We start from the raw sequence: 16368 nt of genomic DNA, 5'->3' as shown, positions 1-16368 counted from the left end.
AAGAAGCTGTCTGGTTAAAATGGATCCGAGCGTCGGGTTGCGTTACGCCAGGTTCGGCGCCGTGCCGGTCCGGGCGCGGTCCGGGGTTATTTGGCGTTGGTTGTAGGAAAAGATCCCTCCTGCGTCGGGACCAGTCCGGCGTGTTGGGTTACGGCGCGTTCAACCCTGTCACTGGGCTTCGGGATCGAACCGCGCGCCTAACCCAACCTACAACTTAACGCGAGGCCGCGCGGGCCGGCAGCGCGGGGGTAATCCGGGTATAGGTTGCGTTGAGACGCCGGTACGGGCCCGACCGTCGCTCAACGAGCTGTTGGGCGTCGCAACGCAACCCGTCAAACCCTGTCCCGACGCAGGAGGGATCTTTCTTGTCCCGACGCAGGAGGGATCTTTCTTGTCCCGACGCAGGAGGGATCTTTCTTGTCCCGACGCAGGAGGGATCTTTTCCCCCAAACCGCGCCGAATCATTCAGGATTGCTTTTAACCAGACAGCTTCTAAGTTAGCTGCTGACCGCTTGTCGTGATAGATCAGGATGCGGAATCGCCTTAGTGTCCATCGAGCCACTTGTGCAAGGCGCCGATCAATACCTGCGCTTGTGCCTTACCGGAGATGTTGAACGCGCGCATAAGTGCACGAAAATGAGTATTCAGAGACCAGGCTCCGCGATCGCCAGATTTAAGAAATCTCGGAGAAGAGATTTCTCAAGGTCCCCTCAACTCGCTGCTTCATTTCGTGTCGGCATCTTCTCCGGTCCGTTTTTGCTTCCAACGTTGCAACATACGTTTGAGCGGGTACCAGAAGATGGTGAATAAGGCCAGCAATACAGACCCGAGTATACCCAGTATCAACGCAAGGGCACCTACGCCCAACCCGGGGCCGACATAGGTAAGGCCGACCGTCGGATAGACGATTAATGAGGCAATAAGAACCCATTTCCAGATGATTAATTGCATCGTGCGCTCCATTCTTCAACTTGGTGTGGAGATACTCGGGTAATGTTTTTCAGCCGAAGGTTCTTTCCCGACTCAAGCCTGTTTTCGAAGATAAATATCGGCTTACCTGATAGATAGCCTACCACAGCACGCCCATTGTTGTCATCTGATACCACCAATAAGCTGCTATCATCATCAAACTCAAAGTTTCCATGTATGCGCATGCTTATACCCCAGATTCTCAGATCAAACAAAGTCGATCGCGTATGATCCTTCACTCCCAGTGTGACGATTCGTGAGCTAGGCCCTGAGTTTGCAAGTGGGTTGTTATCAAAGACGGCGATATAGCCCCGCTGAAAGGTCGGATCGTGTTGGTACGAGGTGAGGCCATAGCGATACCACAGGATCTTGGATGTCTTGGGTCTGAATACGAAAACCAAATTCAGATTTCGCAAGCTGATCAACAGATCTCCTGCTTCAAAGTCATCGAAGCTATCCGCAAGGTCCCGGGATAGAACATCAATCTTATTGGGATGAAAGGGATCCGGAACCACTATTTTATGCCAGTTGCTTTTGTTCATCCTATGAACATCATAGAAGAGTACCACATCCCTGAATCTCGGATCAAAGAGAGCCAGGTTCTGATCTCTTGCCGATCGAATAAGTTCCAATATGTGTATTCGCTCTATGATCTCTCCCGTGTTCTCGTCTACGGACACGATTTCCTGCCCATAGAAGGTGTAAAACCTTCCCTCGTGATAGGTGATATCATGATGGTATATCGTATCGGAGTAAGGGATCTCGCGCCCAGCTAACGCGGGTGATTTTGTCTGCTTGGCTTCCCACTTCTTTTCACCGCACCAGCTATGACTCATCAGTACACCATAGGTATTGGTTGCCAAATCTCCGGTCTTCGAAATTGCCAGACCGATACCACCATCTATCAGTCTATATTCCTGGGGCTTCATGGACCAACCTCGTAGTACTCGGCCTTCCGTAGAGATCAGAATGGCCCCCCAATGTGTATCCTCGGAGATAAAGCCTCCATAAATGAGAAAATACTCCTTCCGGCTGGTATCCGAATAATACCGAGCCTGATCGAGGTATCCTATGCTCGGCCCTCGATAGGAAGAGGTATCTACAGGTCTAAACTGGAGTTGCATGGGAAAGGGTAACGGGTTCATGGCGAAGGCGAAAGGATTCAATATCAGCTCATCCTGGAGTCGTTGTACCAATGACCTATTATCGGCCGGGTGTCCCTTCCAAAATTCAATTACTTGTCTAAAAGGAGGCATAAGTAGGCGGTATGGAAATATGTCATAGTAAACCATGGCAGCGCCCCAGATAAAACAGGCCAGTGCAACCAGCCAGATAATTCCAAAAACGGGAAGGTACTTTTTCATGTACGAGGTGGGCCTGCATGGGTCTGTCCCGACCACGACAGGGTGGTGGAGCCGGGTTGCGGCTCAAGGCCATCAAGAAGCTGTCTGGTTAAAATGGATCCGAGCGTCGGGTTGCGTTACGCCACGTTCGGCGCCGTGCCGGTCTCGGGCGCGGTCCTGGATTATTTGGCGTTGGGGTAGTGGTTAATGTCTAAGTTGGAACATGACCAACGGCACTGGCCGCCATGCCCCCTCTCCCCCCGGGAGAGGGTTGGGGAGAGGGGATCAAAAAGATGAATCGCTCTACTTTAACACTTATGAATTTACCACTACCGGCGTTGGTTGTGGGATCCGGCTGACCGCTTGTCGTGATAGATCAGGATGCGGAATCGCCTTAGTGCCCATCGAGCCACTTCTGCAAAGCTTCGATCAACGCCTGCGCCTGTGCCTTGCCGGAGATGTTGAACTTGGACTGCTGGCGGAACTCGCCGCCGCGCTTTTGATAGCGGCGGATGCTGTACTTCTCCGGGCCATAGACCTCCTTGGTGCGATCCCACTCCCGATAGCGGAAGAGCACCGTGGCCCAGCTACCTTTGGACAGGATCGCTTTGTCGAGCTCCTGGACGATCTCGGTTTCTCCTTCGCTGTAGCTGACTGTGAGCTCGTCTACCGTTTCCGCCATTCGGATATCCCCCTTGTCTTTCTCGTGTCCGGATTAGATGTCAGCGCGTGGATGTTGCCGGTTCGGCCCGGGCGCCGAAGCGCTCGAGCAGCTCGATGATCGGTTGGTTGCCGTCTTCGATCGCAACGGAGAGGGGCGTCCTTCCGTCGCCATCCGGGGCGTCTACATTTGCACCGAGATCGATCAGGCGTTTAGTCAACAACCGCTGCCCGTCGCCGACGGCGATGTGCAAAGGCGTGGCACCCGACTGGTCCTTGGCATCGACATCCGCGCCGCGCCGCGTCAAGAACGCCAGGGAGTCCCGGTCGTCTACGCCGTCTCGGACGAGGATGAACAACAGCGCCTGGGGGTCATCCGTTGCGTCTGCCTCGATGAGTATGGCGGCCAATTGGGTCCTACCCGCGACCAGGGCAACTTGCAGCGGGGTCTCTCCCGCCTGGTTCGTCGCGTTCGGGTCCGCGCCGTTCTTCAGCAGCTCGCGGACGATGATGAGACGCCCCCGCCGGACCGCCGCGTGCAGGGGCAGCTCACCCCGAGGATCGGCCCGGTCGATGTCCGTACCCCAGTAAATGTGGCGTTTGATCTGATCCAGATCGCCGCCTTGGATGGCGCGGTAGAGGTTGATGGTCGGTGGTGGAGGCTCGCCGCAGGCCGCGAGCAACAGGGCCACGAGCGCGAGGGCGGCGGGGACACGGACAGGGGACATTTGGTCTTGATTTCGGAGCTTGGGTTGGAACGCAGGCCTTGCATGGTAAGTCTTGGGGCAAGGCCGCCGCAACCATTCGACCCGAACAGCAAGGCGAGCGCGTATAAAGCTTGCCGAAAACACAACTACAGGGCCATGTTTTCAGGGATTCATACAGGTTCGCCCTCAATGCCATTAAGTTAAGCGTTACCGGTCGCCAAACAAGAGGAGAAACGACGAGTCACGCAAATCCGCGCGAAATTGTCATCCCGAACCGCAGGGAGGGATCTTGTTCGCGCCGATGCGCGCGCTCCGTCGTTTTCCCTTCCGCATCCTGATCGACCACCACACGCAGTCAGCAGCTAACTCAATGGCATTGGGTTCGCTCCGGGTCACGGGCCGGCCGCAACCCCATCATCGGGCTTGCGAAATATTGCGAATATGTTACATAGGGATACGGACTTCATCACCGGCCAACCTTTGGTTGCCCTTTTTGCATCGCTCCGAGCCCTCTTCCCATATGCCCCGCGAGCTCTTAATCCTTCGTCATGCCAAATCGGACTGGAGCGCGGGCGACGCCGGTGACTTCAAACGCCCTCTCGCCAAGCGGGGAAAGAAGGACGCGCCGCGCGTCGGCGCATGGCTCTACCGGGAGGGGCTAGTCCCCGACCTAGTGATCAGCTCACCGGCGCAACGGGCCCGTCAAACCGCAGAGAAGGTCTGCAAGTCGATGGACTATAAAAAAAAGAAGATCCAGTGGCACGATGAGGTGTACGGGGCGGATGTCCAGGACCTGGTGCACCTGCTGGGACGCTGCTCCCCCGCTGCGCGGATCGTCCTGCTGGTCGGGCATAACCCCGGGCTGGAGGAGCTGGTGCTCTATCTTGCCGGCGACGAGCTGGACCGGCAGGCAGACAGTAAGCTGCTCCCCACCGCCACCCTGGCGCGGCTGGAGATGCCGGACGACTGGAGCACCCTGACCTGGGGCTGCGCCCAGCTCCTCACCATTACCCGCCCGCGCAACCTCGTGGATTGACCCCAGGCATCCCGTCCGTTTGCTGATACCTGGTAGCCGTGAGTAAACCAAAAGGCTCTTTATGGATTCCGGACTGCTTTGGAGTGCGCCGGCAAAGCGGCGCGGCCACATCGAACCTCAGCCACGGGGGATACCAGCGGCGTTGGCCGGGAATCCGGGTACTTAGGTTCCACCCGCGCCGCGGCGACGGCGCTTTCCCCTGGCCGCAACACCTGTGTTGGGAACGGATACATCGCTAAATCCAAAGCGGCGGCAGGATCGTGCCACCTAGCCGATCCCCCGCTTATGCCGAGCGCTGTAGGTTCCGGTAAGCATCGGGGTGAGGTTGCCGCCGCACTCCAAAACGTCCGGTGGTACCCTTCCATGATCGTTGGCAGTCCGGAATCCATAAAGAGCCAACCAAAATTACCGCGGGTCTTAACCCGTGAAGATTTCGACAGTGACGAAGAGTTCGCGCGGTACCAATCGAGCGAGGCGGGAGAATGGGTTTCTACCCAAAACCGGGAAGAACAACGGCAAGGGTGGGAGGAATCGGCGTTACAGACGATTCATGAGAATCGATTACCTATCCGGAAGAACGGGCGGCGTCGGTTCCATCTCCTATTGATCAAGCCCTCCCACTATGATGACGCGGGTTACGTCATCCAGTGGTTGCGCTCTTCCCTGCCGTCGAACAGTCTGGCCGCCGTTTATGGCATCGCCAGGGACGCGGCCGCGAGAAAGGTCCTCGGCGAAGACATAGAGATCCGCATCCGGACTCTGGATGAGACTAACTCGCGCGTCGATGTAAAGAGGCTGGCACGCGCGGTCCGAAGGGATGGTGGTAAGGCCCTGGTCGGCTTGGTCGGAGTGCAATCGAACCAGTATCCGCGTGCCCTGGATCTGGGCCGGCGCTTTCGCGCCGCCGCGCTGCCCGTGGTGATCGGCGGCTTCCATGTCAGCGGCTGTTTGGCCATGCTCGAAGCCATGCCGGTGGAGCTCAGGGAGGCCCTGGACTTAGGGATCAGCCTGTTCGCCGGCGAGTTGGAGGGCCGGTTGGACGACCTGTTGCGCGACGCCGCACGGGGCCAGCTCCGGCCCGTCTACGATTTTCTGAGCGACCTTCCCGACCTGCGCGGCACGCCCGCGCCCTATCTGCCTCCGGATCGGGTGCGTTTGACCATGGGCAAGCGCGCGAGCTTCGATGCCGGTCGCGGTTGCCCGTATCTTTGCAGCTTCTGTACCATCATCAATGTCCAAGGCCGCAAGTCCCGGCACCGTACAGCGGACGATGTGGAGCGGCTGGTGCGTACCGGCGCGCAGGACGGGATCACCAACTTCTTCATCACCGACGACAACTTCGCCCGCAACCGCAATTGGGAGGCGATCTTCGACCGGCTGATCGCACTGCGCGCGTCAGGTATGGAGCTCCGGCTCGTGACCCAGGTGGATACTCAATCTCATCGGATACCGGGCTTCATCGAGAAGGCAGGGAAGGCAGGGGTCACCCGTACCTTCATCGGCATGGAGAGCATCAACCCGGATGCCCTGAAGGGCGCCCGCAAAGGCCAGAACAAGATCACCGACTACCGGGCCCTGCTGCAGGCCTGGCATCGCGCGGGCGTGCTGACATACGCAGGCTATATCCTCGGCTTCCCGAACGATACCCCACAGTCCATTCGCCGGGATATCGAGATCATCAAGCGCGAGCTGCCCGTTGACATCCTGGAATTCTTCGTTCTGACACCCCTTCCGGGCTCCCAGGACCATCAGCGCCTGGTAGAGCAGGGGGTTCCTTTAGATCCCGACCTGAACAACTACGATACCCAGCACGTGACCATGGACCACCCACGGATGTCCAAGGCGGAGTGGGAGGGTATCTACCGCGAGGCCTGGGATCTGTATTACACCGAAGCGCATGTCGCCACGGTGCTGCGGCGCGCACGCGCCTGGGGCTATGATCCCGAGAACATGATGGCCAAGCTGTTCGCCTTCCACGCCCCGGTGGTCCATGAGGGTATGCACCCTTTGGAGGGCGGACTGATCCGGCGCAAGGTGCGGCGGGACCGCCGCCCGGGATTCCCGATCGAAAACCCGCTGGTCTTCTATCCCAAGCTTGCCTGGGAACACCTGAATAAATTCACCGGCGCCTTCCGTATGCATCGGCGTTATCGGCGGATCCTGGCCAGGGTCTTAGCGGACCCCGACCCGGAGGCCTATACGGATATCGCCATGGCGCCCGTCGGGCAGAGCGGGGAAGACAGGTTGGCGCTCTTCACGGCCACTGACTCGGCCCAGGAATTCGTGAACAAGCAGCGCGCGTTTGCAGCCAAGCGTGTTAAGACGGGGGCCTGAGTTGGTATATAATCACACGGAATGTGACATGCAGCGAAGATCAGGTAATTACTTTTCAACTGAGGGGTCTGATGATGGCAATCGGTAATGGAAATGGGAATGGGAACAGTGTCGTAAATACCGACCCGAACGGTCGTCCCATATCGCCCGGTGCTCAGCTGATCGCTGATAAATTGACACGGGGATTCGATCGGCTGAAGAATGAGATGGACGATCACGAGAAATTAATCCAAAGGAAAATGGAGCGGAGAGAGAAGGCATTGATGGGGGCGATTTTTATTTTGGTTATCTTCTCCGCTGTTGCCTTACCCTTCATAGCCAAATTCATGTATGATTTAAATCAGGCAATGAAAGAAATGACCTCTTACATGAAGACAATGAACGATAGCATGTGGGTCATGAAGGACAGCATGACAGGGATGGGTGACGACATGGCCAGCATGCGCAAGAATATGTTCACTATGGATAAAAGCATGACGGTGATGAGTAATAACATAGATGGTATGCGGGAGAATATGTCCAATATGGATGGCAGCATGACTACTATGAACCAGACCATGCAAGCGATGACTAGTCATGTGTCCATGATGGATCTCGGCATGCGCAACATGAACTACTCGGTGCACGAAATGGACCACACCATGAGGCATCCCATGCAAAGCATCAGCAACATGGTCATTCCCTGGCGCTGGTGATCCCGGTAAAAAAAGTGTTCGGATAAAGAACAGAGATTGGAAAGGTGGGCAATATTGGGACGCGCACAAAAGAGATAAAGGATACCCCCCGGGATCCGATCCCTTGGTTAGCGGTCGCCTTGGCTGTTTTGGCCTACTTCCCATTTCTCTTCTCCACTCAATGCCTCTATCCGCTCAGCATCCACGGGTGGGAATTCATAAGTAAGTGGCATGGAAAGATTCCCGATATGGGGTATTGGGAGCTTCAGGCCTACTGGTATAAAACACACACGGGGCGTTACACTGCCGTGGCTTTGGAAACCGCCTGGCCGTATTGGCATAATCTGACGCTTTTTCGGCTCCTTGCCCTGATCGATCTGCTACTGATTCCCGTCAGCACCTGGTGGTTATTTCGGGGCATGATGCCCGGCCGATCCGCCACCCTGATCACCGCACTGGTACTCGTGCTCTATCTGCACCAACTGAGCAATACGTACGACAGCCTATTAAGGTTCGACGCCATAATCCCCTATCATACAGGTCTGATTGCCACACTGCTATTTACGGGCCTTCTGATCAGGCAACTGAAATTACCCAAGCCTAATTGGTTCGCATGGTTTGGAACCGTCGTTCTCGGCGTCTTCACTATCGGAACCAACGAGATCAGCATGATACAATTGCTGGGGATTACTACCGCAGCCATACTGATTTATCATCTTTACTCCAGGCGCCCGTCTATCTATCTTTGGATACTATTCGCCTGCTTACTCGCCTCTTTCATTATCGAGGTGCTTGCCCCTGGCAACTTCGTACGTATGGGTGCATATGGAACCGAAGGGAGGATTCTGCCTGCGCTATGGCAATCACTGGGGGTCAGCGTCTACCTTTGGACCAGCTGGCTGGCGGACAGCCTGCTCCTTCCCGCCGGGCTGCTATGGGTGCTCTTACTGGCAAGTAAACGGCAAGTACTCGGGAACGTCTTTACCTTTGGTGCGCCGCTTTACTGGCTTGCAGGTCTTTTATTGATCACTCCCGTCTCATTATTTCCTCTCCTATATGGTACCGGAGGCCATAGTTTAGCGGAAAGGGTCGTGGATCTGATATTCTTCACGGTGACCATCCTTTGGTTCGGTACGATCGCCGCGTTATTCGAATCATACGGGCAACGACTGCAATTGCAGGCCAACACTTATAGATTGATTGCGATTCCATTGAGTGCTTTTCTCGTACTCCATCTTTTTGCTGACGGCCTGGGAGTAAACCGGCAGACCCCAAGGGCGAAGACCGACTTTTGGGACTTAATACAGGTAGATTCCAATATCGGAAAAGGGTGGTTGCAGGTCATAGAGGGTACAGCCCTAAGGTATGCCAGGGAAATGGAGAGAACCGGAGAGATGGTCAAGCAATGCAGTACGGATACCTGTGTGGTGACTCCCCCTACTGCCGTGAATTTTATCGGCTATGACCCACTCTATGACCAGCTATGGAACCGGGGAGACATCTGGATGGGCAAGGCCTTGGGAAACCCCCGCGTCAAGCGGGTTGTCTATGAGAAATAATGCAAAGAGGCATGATCGGGGTGGCTCTTTATGGATTCCGGACTGCTTTGGAGTCAATGCCATTAAGTTAAGCCTCAAAGCCCCTCTCCCCGCGGGAGAGGGGTTGGGGAGAGGGCGAAAAAAACAGCGCACGATCAATCGCAAACCGCGTCGGTGACGCTTAACTTAATGGCATTGGCTTTGGAGTGCGCCGGCAAAGCGGCGCGGCCGCATCGAACCCCAGCCACGGGGGATACCAGCGGCGTTGGCCGGGAATCCGGGCCCTTAGGTTCCACCCGCGCCGCGGCGACGGCGCTTTCCCCTGGCCGCAACACCTGTGTTGGGAACGGATACATCGCTAAATCCAAAGCGGCGGCAGGATCGTGCCACTTGCCGACCCCCTGCTCATGCCTGGCGCTGTCGATTCCGGTAAGCATCGGGGTGAGGTTGCCGCCGCACTCCAAAACGTCCGGTGGAACCCTTCTTATGATCGTTGGCAGTCCGGAATCCATAAAGGGCCATCGGGGCTTTGCCTTGATCGAGGCCCTGGTGACGGCCTTTGTGTTGGCGCTCGGCCTCATGGGACTGGCGGCACTGCAGATGACCGGCACTAAAAGCACATACAGCGCGGAAAAAGGCTCCCAGGCCAGCATGCTCGCCGACGAAATGATTGAGCGCATGCGCGCGAACCGTACCGTCGCCCACAATGGGGGCTATGACATTGGCCTCGATTCCACGCCCCGAACCTGTGACCAAGCACCGTGTCCATCCACCCCGATCGAGAACAGCGACCTGTGTCAGTGGAAGCAACGCCTGCGCTGCTCGCTGCCGTCCGGGGATGGAGCGATCGGCAGCAGCGGAAATAGCGTCACCGTCACCATCCAATGGGACGACAGCCTTGGGCTTTCCGAGCGCTCGAGTCAGCAATTCGTATCCGCAACCAGATTGTGAGCCCTTCGCTCCAGCGCAGCGCCGGCTTCACGCTGGTCGAGCTGCTCGTAGGGATCGCGCTCGGGGTGCTGACGGTATCCGCGGTGCTGCTCTTCTTCGTCTCCAACAAGCAGCATTTCCTGGTTCAACTCGAAGCCAGCCGTTTGCAGGAGAACCAACGCTTTGTGGTGCAATTCCTCACCCGTGACATCCGGGGTGCCGGCTACCGCGGCTGCGCCGGAGGCGACGGACTCTTCTTCAACACCTTGAACAACCCGAGTGCCCCGGAGAATAATTTCCAGACCGGTCTCGAGGGCTTCGACGAAGTGTCGGAGATACTGCCGGAACCCTTGGCGAGTACCTTTGCAGGTTCGCGCCGGGTTCCGATCGCGGGCACCGACGTGCTGCTGGTGCGGGGACCTGAAGGCGATGCCTCCGGCGTGCGCAGGGAAAACTCCGGCCAGCAGGTCTTCGCGGTTGTAAGGTCTCGGGAGACCAAGGCCTGTACCGGCGGCACCAACCGCATCAACGGGATCTGCCCCGGCGATTATCTGTTGATCAGCGATTGTCAAAAGGCCCGGATCTTTCAGGTCGGTTCGATCGACGATTCCGGTGCCATCACCCACCCCACCGGCGGCCTCGTTCCGGGCAACTCCGACGGGACATGGGGTGGTACCGCCGCGCCGCCGGACGAGCGGTTCGGCATCGACTCGGAAATTATCCGCTACGGCACCTTCATCTACTACATCGCGCACAACCCCGGTGGGGAACCGGCGCTTTATCGGAAGGCGAGCAGGGGCCGCACGGAGGAGCTCGTCGAAGGCGTGGAGGATATGCAGATCCTCTACGGAGAGAACACCGATGCGGATGCCGATGGAACACCGGACCGTTTCGTTGCCGCGGCGGGTGTAACCGACTGGAACGACGTGACCGCGGTAAGGATCTGGGCATTGCTACGGGGTTTCCGGGACCACATGGCGGAGGCGGAACAGCATTACCCGGCGCTCGACGGAACCCTGGTCACCGCCCCCGACAAGCGGCTGCGCAGGACCCTCTTGTTGACCATCGGCCTACGTAATCGGCTGCCCTAGGGTGGGCTGTGCCCCAATGCCATTAAGTTAAGTTTTGTAGGTCGGGTTAGGCGCGCCTTGCGATGCAGGCGTGGACAACCGAGGCTGAACGCGCCGTAACCCGACATCCTAGGCTGGCTCCCATCATCGTCTGTCGGGTTACGGCGCGCCCCAATCCTGTGATCCAACCGAACACCGAAGCTCGCGTCGGGCGGGAAAGCGCAGCGCATCCCGCCAAAAGCCTCCGCGGCGCGTGGGAACCAGGGAAAAGCCTGCCGGCGGGATGCGACCGTCCCTGGTCTTTCCCGCCCTACGGTCCTTCCACGTCCCCGCGCGGCGCGGCGGACGGTCATTGGTTTTTCTCAAGCACCTCGGCCAGCTCGGGACACTCCCCGGATTCGGCCCTGGCCCGGAGTGCCTGTTTCAATGCCTGATCACCCTCGTCCAATGCCAACGCCGGATCACCATCGAGCGGTTGTGGATTACCCTCGGCCTGCCGCCGCATCCCTTCAGCGATGTAGCGGTCGTTGCAGGCGAGTCCGGCGCGGTAGTCCGCGCGCGCTGGCTCGAATTCGGCCGCATCCGGCGGCGCCGGCCAGTCCGCGAACAGGCCCCGCCAATCGTGCATCACCTCGAATCCCTGGAGCGGTGAGATCGCCGTCGGTTGCACAGGCAGGTCGAAGGCGACGGACCAGAAGCGATCGATGGCCCGCTCGACCCGTTCCCGCCCATCCTGGGACCAGTGTTCACTTGCCTGCTCCAGCTTGGCCTCCAGTTTCTCGATCTCCGAGAACACGGAGCGCAGCCCTTCCCATTCGTCGCGCGGCCAGCGCAGCTCCCGTAGATCGGCGAGCGAGAGCTCCGCGTCTTGGAACCTGGTCCCGTAGACCACCACCTTTCGGAGCTTCGCGCCCTGGAGCTGCGCCCCCCAGAGCTTCGCGCCTTCGAGCTGCGCCCAGGAGAGATCCGCGCCCTCGAGCTGCGCCTCCCTGAGATCCGCGCCCTGGAGCTGCGCCTCCCTGAGATCCGTGCCCTGGAGCTGCGCCTCTATGAGAACCGCGCCCTGAAGCTGCGCCTCCCGGAGATCCGCGCCCTGGAGCTGCGCCCAGGAGAGATCCGCGCCCTCGAGCTGCGCCTCCCTGAGATCCGCGATCTGGAGCTGCGCCCAGGAGAGATCCGCGATCTGGAGCTGCGCCCGGGAGAGATCCGCGCCCTGGAGCTGCGCCCCTATGAGATCCGCGCCCTGGAGCTGCGCCCAGGAGAGATCCGCGCCCTGGAGCTGCGCCCAGGAGAGATCCGCGATCTGGAGCTGCGCCCACCGGAGATCCGCGCCCTGGAGCTGCGCCCACCGGAGATCCGCGCCCTGGAGCTGCGCCCACCGGAGATCCACGCCCTGGAGCTGAGCCCTTGTGAGATCCGCGATCTGGAGGTCTGCGCCGCGGAGATCCGCATCCCACAGCCTGCTTTTAGTGAAATCGGCATAGCGCAGATCCCGTCCGCGCAGCTCCAGTGCCTCACCGGCCTCTTGCCGGACCCACTTCTCCGCTTCGGCATTCCCACGGGCCTTGAACAAGAGCTCGGCCGGGGGCTCCTTGCGCATCAGAGTCCGTTCGGGCAGCTCCAGATTGCGATGAATCATCCTGTTTAACCACTCCTGGTAACCGACCAGCCGTTCGATGCAACCATCGGGTGGAACCAACAGGATCCAGGCATAGAACAGCAAGACCGTGGATGCCAGCACACCCCACTTGGGCCGGCGCACGTGCCAGCGCCCGGAGCGGGAAGACAAGAGCGGCCAGAAGACCCAGAGCAGCACCAGATCGAGGGTGAGCACCAGTTGGTGCTCGAAGCCGATCCATTCGCTGTGATAGGGCAGGAACTTCCATTGGATAACCAGCAGCAGAACAATGGGGGTCAGCAGGACAGTGACGATAACCGCTATCCTGAATGCCCAGCGGATCAGCCGCGGATGGTGCCTACCGACAATCAGGTGGCTGAAGACCAGAGGAAAAGGCAGCTCCCGTTGGGTGGATTGCAGCTCCGGCGGGAGGGATCCCAGCTTACGGTCGAGGTTGAACAGCTTGCGGGACAGCAGGAAGAACTGATTGAGCAGATGGGCATGGAAGATCAGCACCAGCAAGGGAGAAATCACATAAAACTCGACCAGGGGCAGATCGATATCGAGCAACGGCAGCTTGGTACCGGTTCCCTTCAGGAGCTGTTCGTCGGTAGTCGAAAGGGCGATGACCGCCACATAGAAGGCGAACAGGAGAAAGGTGAAATAGAGCACGCGCACATGACGCGCGGCTTCGTCCGCCGCGGTGCGCAGGACCGCGAGCTCGGCGAGGCGATCCGTCTCTTCGAGCGCCCAGAGATCTTTGTCCCGGCTAGTATCCATCCCGATCTATCCCTCCGGAAATCCGATACGACCCGTAACCCGCGTCGGGCAGGAAAGCGCAGCGCATCCCGCCTTCGGGATCTGCCAATCTGCGAAGTTTAAACCACAGAGGACACCGAGAACGCAGAGAATTGGCCGGTGCCTTTCTCTGTGTCCTCTGTGTCCTCTGGGGCGGGATGCGACCGTCCCTGGTCTACGGGCTCTGTGGTTCGAAAGGACGTTTGCGACATCTTCCTACGGGGAGGAACCGATTTTCCTATAGGAAAACCCGGCTCAAACAAGGAACCGGGTGGCGGAAAGCTCCACCCCTGCATCTATCTTCCCCGTCGCATTGCCGACCCGCGCGGCCCTCGTCTTGAGTGTAGGATGTGGTGAGCCGCCAGGCGCGTCCCGCGCCCGGCGGCGAACCGCATCAGCCCGTAGGATGCGGTGAGCGCGGTATACCGCTTCATGGATGGCATTGACAGCCGGCGCGAACCGCATCGCCGGATGGCCCGGGCCCGACATCGCGCACGCGCTTTCGGGATTCGATTACGGGCACCTTTTTCGTCAACGGTATGCTTGAATAAGCAACGGGTTAGAATCGCCTGATCGTCGAAAATACCTATTTTTCAAGGTGCCTTTATGGGGGTTGATGCGGTTCGCGACGGGCATCCATCGATGCGGTTCGCGCCTCCTGGTGGTGCCATCCTGTAAGACCTACCGCGCTCACCGCATCCTACGGCCCTCTGTGGTTCGAAAGGACGTTTGCGACATCTTCCTACGGGGAGGGACCGATTTTCCTATAGGAAAACTCGGCTCAAACAAGGAACCGGGTGGCGGAAAGCTCTACCCCTGCGCCTATCTTCCCCGCCGCACTGCCGACCCGCGCGGCCCTCGTCTTGAGTGTAGGATGTGGTGAGCCGCCGGGCGTGGGACGCGCCCGGCGGCGAACCGTATCAGCCCGTAGGATGCGGTGAGCGCGGTATACCGCTTCATGGATGGCATTGACGGCCGGCGCGAACCGCATCAGTGGCGTAGTGAGCGCAGCAAACCGCATCCTCTAATCAGGTGGTAAGCGTGCATTGCCGGTTTCCAGCCACCAGCCACCGGAAGCCGGCGGCTGGTCAGACCCAGGCGAGGCGCCGCAGATTGCGTTCCACTTCGTCCTGATCGCTGTAGTAGGTCTTGCAGCCGTCGCGGTCGATGTAGCGTTCGTGGCCCTTGCCGGCGATCAGCCCCACCCAGGGCTCGTCGGCTGGGCGCTCGGCCAGCAGGTCGAACAGACGGGCGACGGCCTGCGGGCGCTCGACCACGACCTCTCGGCCCGTGCCGGGCAGGCCCGTGAGGATGTCGCCGATGATCCGCTCCGGGTCCTCGCTGCGGGGGTTGTCCGAGGTCAGGATCACATAATCGGAGTGACGCGCCGCCGCGGCGCCCATGAGGGGGCGTTTCCCGCGATCGCGATCGCCGCCGCAGCCGAACAGGGTCAGGACACCGGCGTCCGGGAAGGCATGCCGGATGGCGGTCAGGAGGGTCTCCAGGGCGGCCGGAGTATGGGCGAAATCCACGATCAGGGTGCGGTTACCAATGACTCGGCACTCGAAGCGTCCGTCTACCACCTCCAGATACCGCCAGTATGGGCGTTCCCCTGGGCCGAGCAGGGTGTCAGCCAGGGCCGCGGCCAGGGCATAGTTCTCCCGGTTGTGCATCAGGGCCAGAAAGGGCTTGGCCGCGACTGCCTCCGGCCCCAAATTCGCCGCGTTCAAAGGCTGTATCGGGACCGGCGGTGTTCCCGGTTCCAACAGGCGCGAAATAACCTCCGGGCTGGTGCAGAAGAGCCGACCACCGTCCCGGATCAGATCCAGGATACGGGCCTTGGCGGCGAAGTAGGCGGCCTCGTCCCGGTGATAGTCCAGGTGATCTTGGGAGAAGTTGGTCCAACCCGCGTTTCGGAGCGGAATGCCGTGGAGCCGTCCCTGGTCCAGGGCGTGGCTGCTGGTCTCCAGCACGACCACATCGTAGCGGCCTCGGTGGACGTGCAACAGGCGGCGTAGCTCGATCTGGGGCGGGGAGGTGAAGCCGGTCCGGGCCAGCGGCTCGCCGTTGAGCGAGACGCCGAGCGTCCCGACCGTGAGGACCCGCTGCTCATAGGCGCGGAGTATGGATTCCAGATACTTGACGGTGGTGGTCTTGCCGTTGGTCCCGGTGATGCCCATGAAACCGCCGGCGATCTCCGGGAGGGGGTAGCGGAGGTCGCAAAAGCGCCCCACCGTCCGCGGCCAGTCAGCGGGACGGGTCACGAAGATCCCCTTGCCGGGCAGGGCCTCGAAACAATCGAGCATGCGGTTGGTGACCAGCACGGAAAAGCTGCCGTCGGCCAGGTAGCGCCGGTAGAGCTCCGCATCGTCGCGACCGTCGTCGAGGCGCTGGAAGAACAGGATCGAACCCGGCCCGCAGGCGTCGGCGCGCCACTGGATATCGGTGAGCGGGACAGGGGATACCGGCTCCCGCCGCCAGGCAAATGCCGTGGTCGCGAGCAGCTTGGTGAGCGGGTCGGAAGGCATGGGTTCTTTGGTTCTCCACCGAGGGGATTCCGGTGGCACTCTACCAGCTGCCAACTACCAGCTGCTAGGGCGTGTTGATATTTAAAAGGTCCGCACAGCGGACCCTACAGTCAATCAGATGGTTAGCGTAGGGTCCGCTGTGCGGACCGCCGGAATGTTGCAG

Annotated in this window: 12 protein-coding genes; 6 read left to right on the top strand and 6 right to left on the bottom strand. The window is 59.4% G+C overall.

All coding sequences use genetic code 11. The annotated features are described in order from the left end of the window. Positions 1–723 precede the first annotated feature (723 nt). The 4 genes from E1958_RS10910 to E1958_RS10895 all read right to left on the bottom strand — a co-directional run bounded on the left by E1958_RS10910 (position 724) and on the right by E1958_RS10895 (position 3700). Positions 724–951: a hypothetical protein gene (locus E1958_RS10910; RefSeq protein WP_207787957.1), complete on the bottom strand. Its 228-nt coding sequence runs from the start codon at positions 949–951 to the stop codon at positions 724–726. Further along, positions 942–1898, bottom strand: a complete 957-nt coding sequence (locus tag E1958_RS10905) for an arylsulfotransferase family protein (RefSeq protein WP_208108592.1) — start codon at positions 1896–1898, stop codon at positions 942–944. The genes E1958_RS10910 and E1958_RS10905 overlap by 10 nt, the downstream gene beginning before the upstream one ends. Positions 1899–2706: 808 nt before the next feature. After that, positions 2707–2994: a hypothetical protein gene (locus tag E1958_RS10900; RefSeq protein WP_089730015.1), complete on the bottom strand. Its 288-nt coding sequence runs from the start codon at positions 2992–2994 to the stop codon at positions 2707–2709. A gap of 40 nt (positions 2995–3034) precedes the next feature. Then, positions 3035–3700, bottom strand: coding sequence for an ankyrin repeat domain-containing protein (locus E1958_RS10895; protein WP_133511902.1), 666 nt, complete (start codon positions 3698–3700; stop codon positions 3035–3037). A gap of 499 nt (positions 3701–4199) precedes the next feature. On the opposite strand from E1958_RS10895, the gene E1958_RS10890 reads away from it, so the two are divergent. The 6 genes from E1958_RS10890 to E1958_RS10865 all read left to right on the top strand — a co-directional run bounded on the left by E1958_RS10890 (position 4200) and on the right by E1958_RS10865 (position 11282). Further along, entirely contained in the window at positions 4200–4715 is a 516-nt protein-coding gene (locus E1958_RS10890; protein WP_133511901.1) for a SixA phosphatase family protein, read from the top strand. A 363-nt stretch (positions 4716–5078) separates the two neighbouring features. Further along, complete coding sequence (locus E1958_RS10885; RefSeq protein ID WP_133511900.1) at positions 5079–7049, top strand: B12-binding domain-containing radical SAM protein; 1971 nt, start codon at positions 5079–5081, stop codon at positions 7047–7049. 71 nt (positions 7050–7120) lie between these two features. Beyond that, the gene (locus E1958_RS10880) at positions 7121–7744 is read left to right on the top strand and encodes a hypothetical protein (RefSeq protein WP_133511899.1); all 624 of its coding nucleotides are present in this window, start codon (positions 7121–7123) and stop codon (positions 7742–7744) included. A gap of 44 nt (positions 7745–7788) precedes the next feature. After that, the gene (locus tag E1958_RS10875; RefSeq protein ID WP_133511898.1) at positions 7789–9282 is read left to right on the top strand and encodes a hypothetical protein; all 1494 of its coding nucleotides are present in this window, start codon (positions 7789–7791) and stop codon (positions 9280–9282) included. A 465-nt stretch (positions 9283–9747) separates the two neighbouring features. Then, the gene (pilV, locus tag E1958_RS20275) at positions 9748–10212 is read left to right on the top strand and encodes a type IV pilus modification protein PilV (RefSeq protein ID WP_089728430.1); all 465 of its coding nucleotides are present in this window, start codon (positions 9748–9750) and stop codon (positions 10210–10212) included. Beyond that, entirely contained in the window at positions 10209–11282 is a 1074-nt protein-coding gene (locus E1958_RS10865; protein ID WP_165742316.1) for a PilW family protein, read from the top strand. The genes pilV and E1958_RS10865 overlap by 4 nt, the downstream gene beginning before the upstream one ends. A 328-nt stretch (positions 11283–11610) precedes the next feature. Here the strand turns inward: E1958_RS10865 and E1958_RS10860 are convergent, their stop codons facing one another. Both E1958_RS10860 and E1958_RS10855 read right to left on the bottom strand, forming a co-directional pair. After that, complete coding sequence (locus tag E1958_RS10860; RefSeq protein ID WP_133511895.1) at positions 11611–13659, bottom strand: pentapeptide repeat-containing protein; 2049 nt, start codon at positions 13657–13659, stop codon at positions 11611–11613. Between the two features lie 1106 nt (positions 13660–14765). Next, positions 14766–16205, bottom strand: a complete 1440-nt coding sequence (locus E1958_RS10855) for a Mur ligase family protein (protein WP_133511894.1) — start codon at positions 16203–16205, stop codon at positions 14766–14768. Between the last annotated feature and the right edge of the window lie 163 nt (positions 16206–16368).

Source organism: Candidatus Thiosymbion oneisti, from assembly GCF_004359955.1.
In the GTDB taxonomy this organism is placed as follows: domain Bacteria; phylum Pseudomonadota; class Gammaproteobacteria; order Chromatiales; family Chromatiaceae; genus Thiosymbion; species Thiosymbion oneisti.
This window is presented reverse-complemented; position numbering and strand designations above follow the sequence as displayed.

Bases quoted from the DNA above. Each gene is read 5' to 3' on its own strand.
- E1958_RS10910 (WP_207787957.1), bottom strand. From the start codon at position 951: ATGCAATTAATCATCTGGAAATGGGTTCTTATTGCCTCATTAATCGTC.
- E1958_RS10905 (WP_208108592.1), bottom strand. From the start codon at position 1,898: ATGAAGCCCCAGGAATATAGACTGATAGATGGTGGTATCGGTCTGGCA.
- E1958_RS10900 (WP_089730015.1), bottom strand. From the start codon at position 2,994: ATGGCGGAAACGGTAGACGAGCTCACAGTCAGCTACAGCGAAGGAGAA.
- E1958_RS10895 (WP_133511902.1), bottom strand. From the start codon at position 3,700: ATGTCCCCTGTCCGTGTCCCCGCCGCCCTCGCGCTCGTGGCCCTGTTG.
- E1958_RS10890 (WP_133511901.1), top strand. From the start codon at position 4,200: ATGCCCCGCGAGCTCTTAATCCTTCGTCATGCCAAATCGGACTGGAGC.
- E1958_RS10885 (WP_133511900.1), top strand. From the start codon at position 5,079: ATGATCGTTGGCAGTCCGGAATCCATAAAGAGCCAACCAAAATTACCG.
- E1958_RS10880 (WP_133511899.1), top strand. From the start codon at position 7,121: ATGATGGCAATCGGTAATGGAAATGGGAATGGGAACAGTGTCGTAAAT.
- pilV (WP_089728430.1), top strand. From the start codon at position 9,748: ATGATCGTTGGCAGTCCGGAATCCATAAAGGGCCATCGGGGCTTTGCC.
- E1958_RS10860 (WP_133511895.1), bottom strand. From the start codon at position 13,659: ATGGATACTAGCCGGGACAAAGATCTCTGGGCGCTCGAAGAGACGGAT.
- E1958_RS10855 (WP_133511894.1), bottom strand. From the start codon at position 16,205: ATGCCTTCCGACCCGCTCACCAAGCTGCTCGCGACCACGGCATTTGCC.